Here is a 3870-nt window from a genome sequence, read left to right on the forward strand (position 1 = left end):
GCCCTCGGCCTTGGACGGCTGGCCCGGCACCAGCTCTTCGTCGAGCACCAGCTTGGCGTCGAGGAACTCCTGCGTGCGACCGCGAAAGACGGCCAGGGCACGGTGCGAAGGCACGCGGTTGATCGGCTCGTCGTAGTCGAAATAGTCGCGGAACTTGGCGACGTCGGGGTTGTTCTCGTCCTTGCCGTCCATCAGCTTGGAGCGCAGAAGGCCTTCGTCCCACAGCCATTCGCGCAACTTGCCGACCAGCGCGGCGTCTTCGGCCCAGCGCTCGCTCAGCAGGTCGCGCACGCCGTCGAGCACGGCCAAGGCATCGGCAAAGCCACCTTCGGCATTGATGAAAGCCGCAGCTTCGGTGGCCGGGTCGAGCGAGGGGTCGGCAAACAGCTTGTCGGCCAGCGGCTCGAGCCCGGCCTCGCGGGCGATCATGCCCTTGGTACGGCGGCGCGGCTTGTAGGGCAGGTAGATGTCTTCCAGCTCCTGCTTGGTCGGCGCGCCCTCCACGGCGGCTCGCAACTCGGGTGTCAGCTTGCCCTGCTCTTCGATGCTCTTGAGTACCGCGGCGCGACGCTCTTCCAGCTCTCGCAGGTAGCCCAGGCGGGCTTCCAGATCGCGCAACTGCGTGTCGTCGAGGCCGTCGGTGGCCTCCTTGCGATAGCGGGCGATGAAAGGGACCGTCGCGCCACCGTCCAGCAGCTCCACGGCTGCATTCACCTGGGCCGCGCGAACCTTCAGTTCGTCGGCCAACTGCAGAAGAATCTTGTTCAAAACGAGGGGCCCGTGGCTGGGCTGAAAAGGAAAGCGGCGGAGTTTGCCATACGGGGATTTCGCTCCTTGGCACCCAAGTTCACCCTGTTTGCACACCTGCGCACATTTCGCCGAATCGCGCTGCGCCAGTGACGCTGAAACCCCGGCTCTCCCAACCCCCTCGGCAATCGGGTTATCCCAAGAAAATTACTTACCTTTCATAGGTATATCGGGACTGTCACCCGCGCTCTCCCGGCTCACTTGCTTCATTCAATGAAACGATTCACGTTCACGTCAGGGAAACCGCTATGCGCCCACAAGTGAACATGCGTGCAACATTGCACGGCCGGTCACAAATCAACGCTTACCCAGCCGGCAGCGTCACAACCACAGGAGACAACATGAAAACCACAGCGCACCACACCGCGCAACGCGTCACCCAATTTGCCAAGGCGTCGTTGGCCGTGGCGGCCCTGGTCGCATCCAGCTTTGCCGCCGCCCAGTACCAGAAAGGCCCGGACCCCACGGTGTCTGCCCTGGAAACCAACGGCACCTTCGCCACCCGGACCACCACCGTGTCGCGCCTGAGTGCCAGTGGCTTCGGCGGCGGCACGATCTACTACCCCACTGCCACCGGCAGCTACGGCGTGGTCGCCGTGTCGCCCGGTTTCACGGCCTATCAATCGTCGATCAGCTGGATCGGCAGCCGCTTGGCCTCGCACGGCTTCGTGGTCATCACCATCGACACCAACACCACCTCCGACCAGCCTGACAGCCGCGCCCGCCAGCTGAAGGCCGCCCTGGACAAGGTGGTCAGCCTCTCCACCAGCCGCACCAACGTGCTCTACGGCAAGGTCGACTCGTCGCGCCTGGCCGTGGCCGGCCACTCGATGGGCGGCGGCGGCACGCTGGCCGCTGCGCGTGACTACCCGACGCTGAAGGCGGCCGTGCCCCTGGCTCCTTGGCACACCACCAAGAGCTTCTCGACCGTGCGCGTGCCCACGCTCATCATCGGCGCAGACGGCGACACCGTCGCGGGCGTGGCCACCCACTCGATCCCGTTCTACACCAGCCTGCCCAGCAGCACACCGAAGGGCTACCTGGAGCTGGCGAACGAAGACCACTTCTTCCCCCAAGACAGCGGCGAGTACGGCTTGGTCGGCAAGTACATGATCTCGTGGTTCAAGCGCTTCGTGGACAACGACACGCGCTACAGCCCCTTCCTGTGCGGCGCGCCGCACCAGGCGCAGATCGCCGTGAGTTCGCGGGTCTCCGACTCGCGCACCAACTGCCCGTACTGACCAGGCTCCGCGGTGGCGGGAGCGGCAGCACCCTCGCCCCCCGCACTACTCCCCGAGCGTTTCCTTCCCCTTCGGCAGTCGTCCATCCTGCCGGCGGGGAACCTGCGCCCATGCGGCGCAGTTGTTCAACCCCGATGGGCACAGGAGACAGCATGAAAATCACAGCGCACAGCACAGTGCGGAGCGTCACGGGTTTCGCCAAGGCGTCCTTCTTCGTCGCCGCCATGGCCGTTTCGGCCCTGGCGAGCGCCCAATACCAGAAGGGGCCGGACCCGACCGTGTCTGCCCTGGAGCGCACCGGCTCCTTCGCCACCCGCACGACCACCGTCTCGCGCACCAGCGCCAGCGGCTTCGGGGGCGGCACGATCTACTACCCGACCGCCTCGGGCACCTATGGCGCCATCGCCATCTCGCCCGGCTTCACTGCCTACCAATCGTCCATCAGCTGGATGGGCACGCGCTTGGCTTCGCACGGCTTCGTGGTGATCACCATCGACACCATCACCACCTCCGACCAACCTGACAGCCGCGGTCGCCAGCTCAAGGCCGCGCTCGACAAGGTGGTCAGCCTGAGCCGCACCAGCAGCAGCCCGATCTACAACAAGGTCGACGCCAGCCGCCTGGCCGTGGCTGGCCACTCGATGGGGGGCGGCGGCACGCTGGCCGCTGCACGTGACAACCCGAGCCTGAAGGCCGCCGTGCCGTTGGCCCCGTGGCACACCACCAAGACCTGGTCGCGCAACACGGTGCCGACGCTGATCATCGGCGGCAGTGCCGACACCGTCGCCGGCGTCGCCACCCACTCGATCCCGTTCTACACCAGCCTGCCGAGCTCGACCGACAAGGCCTACATGGAGCTGAGCGGCGCCAGCCACTTCTTCCCGCAGGTCTCGTCGTACTACCCCTTGGTGGGCCGCTACATGATCTCGTGGTTCAAGCGCTTCGTGGACGACGACACCCGCTACAGCCCCTTCCTGTGCGGCGCACAGCACCAGGCCGACCTCGGCCTGTTCAGCGACATCTCCGACTACCGCGAGAACTGCCCGTACTGATCAACGCTGCACGTGCGATGCGTCGGGAGACGCATCGCGTGCGGCCAGCCAGCGCAACGCACCGGCCGCGGCCACGCGTGCGCTGGCCAGGCAGGCGGTCAGCAGATAGCCCCCGGTGGGGGCTTCCCAGTCCAGCATCTCGCCAGCGCAGAACACGCCGGGCAGTGCCTTCAGCATCAGCCCGTCATCGAGGGCCTCGAAGCTCACTCCCCCGGCCGTGCTGATGGCTTCGTCGACCGGCCGCGCAGCCGCGAGCTTCAGCGGCAGCGCCTTGATGAAGCACGCAAGCTGCGCAGGATCGGCCAGTGCCTCTCGCGGCACCACCTCGTACAGCAAACCCGCTTTGACGCCGTGCAGACCCAGCCTCGTCTTCAGGTGCGTAGACAGCGAACGTGAACCGCGCGGGTGGGCCACTTCATCGCGCACCCATTCCAGGCTGCGTGCGGGCAACAGATCGACATGCATCGTCGCGCTGCCTTGCGCGGCGATCTCGTCGCGCAACCGGCTCGATGCCGCGTAGACGAGGCTGCCCTCCACGCCCGTCTCGGTGACGACGAATTCGCCGGGTTGACGAAAGCCTGCGCAGGACAGCGCCACCGACTTCAGTGGCTCGCCGGCATAGCGGCTGCGGAAGTGTTCCGACCAGCCGATGTCGAAGCCGCAGTTCGCAGGCTGCAAGGCCGCCACCGCCACACCGCGCCGTTGCAGCCAGGGCAGCCAGGCACCGTCAGAGCCCAACCGCGCCCAGCTTGCGCCACCCAAACCCAACA

General features: G+C 66.4%; 4 protein-coding genes. 2 read left to right on the forward strand and 2 right to left on the reverse strand.

All coding sequences use genetic code 11. The features are described from left to right. Positions 1-768 (reverse strand): Tex-like N-terminal domain-containing protein (locus VFL64_RS01145; RefSeq protein WP_489538539.1); only part of this gene is annotated, 768 nt, incomplete at its 3' end. Between the two features lie 380 nt (positions 769-1148). On the opposite strand from VFL64_RS01145, the gene VFL64_RS01150 reads away from it, so the two are divergent. Both VFL64_RS01150 and VFL64_RS01155 read left to right on the forward strand, forming a co-directional pair. Beyond that, the gene (locus tag VFL64_RS01150) at positions 1149-2048 is read left to right on the forward strand and encodes an alpha/beta hydrolase family protein (RefSeq protein WP_489538540.1); all 900 of its coding nucleotides are present in this window, start codon (positions 1149-1151) and stop codon (positions 2046-2048) included. 152 nt (positions 2049-2200) lie between these two features. Continuing rightward, positions 2201-3100, forward strand: a complete 900-nt coding sequence (locus VFL64_RS01155; RefSeq protein WP_489538541.1) for an alpha/beta hydrolase family protein — start codon at positions 2201-2203, stop codon at positions 3098-3100. Here VFL64_RS01155 and VFL64_RS01160 read toward each other — a convergent pair. Next, positions 3101-3870, reverse strand: a 770-nt coding sequence (locus VFL64_RS01160) for a TIGR03862 family flavoprotein (RefSeq protein WP_489538542.1), incomplete at its 5' end; no start/stop codon positions are given.

Origin of the sequence: Rhizobacter sp. (assembly GCF_035702065.1) — a bacterium.
GTDB lineage: Bacteria > Pseudomonadota > Gammaproteobacteria > Burkholderiales > Burkholderiaceae_C > Rhizobacter.

Coding starts and splice junctions, on each gene's coding strand:
- VFL64_RS01150 (WP_489538540.1), top strand. CDS start 1,149: ATGAAAACCACAGCGCACCACACCGCGCAACGCGTCACCCAATTTGCC.
- VFL64_RS01155 (WP_489538541.1), top strand. CDS start 2,201: ATGAAAATCACAGCGCACAGCACAGTGCGGAGCGTCACGGGTTTCGCC.